Origin of the sequence: Gordonia sp. UBA7860, assembly GCF_002500165.1 — a bacterium.
Lineage (GTDB): Bacteria > Actinomycetota > Actinomycetes > Mycobacteriales > Mycobacteriaceae > Gordonia > Gordonia sputi.
This window is the reverse complement of record NZ_DLSO01000002.1, coordinates 5,139-5,614: the sequence shown is the minus strand read 5'-3', so window position 1 is coordinate 5,614 and position 476 is coordinate 5,139. Positions and strand designations below refer to the sequence as shown.

Annotated in this window: 1 protein-coding gene; it reads right to left on the bottom strand. The window is 65.1% G+C overall.

The window, feature by feature from the left end; genetic code table 11:
* Positions 1-450 (bottom strand): recombinase family protein (locus B3T59_RS00090; RefSeq protein ID WP_287001199.1); only part of this gene is annotated, 450 nt, incomplete at its 3' end.
* Positions 451-476: the final 26 nt, after the last annotated feature.

Sequence of the window (476 nt, the reverse complement as noted above, 5' to 3'; positions counted from 1 at the left end):
GGCGTTCGCCCGCACGGCCCGCAACACCCGTTCCCGCGTCTGTTCCACTTCCTTCTCCGCGAGGAGTGCGTCGAGGCCCGTGACGAAGCGGTCGTCGCCCGCGTTCAGATCGTGGATCTTGCCGCTATAGCACCAGAGGACGCCCCGGGAGGCGCAGAGCTCGCGGAGTTCGAGGTAGGCCGCGAGGTCGCGTTGCGCACGGGATGCCTCCCACGTGACGAGTACGTCGCCGGGTGCGAGGATATGCGCGAGCCGTTCGTAGGCGGGTCGCTGACCTCGCGAGTACCGTGAGGCTCCACGATCGTTGTCCACCAGGACCTCGCCCACATCCCAACCGTGTGTGGAAGCGACTGCGCGACAATCGGATTCCTGCTCCGTGACACTTTTCCCTCGCTGGCGAGGGTCGGACGAGACGCGGCAGTAGATGATTGCTCTCACGCCGCCGAACATTACAACCCCTATACGACAATGAGGGG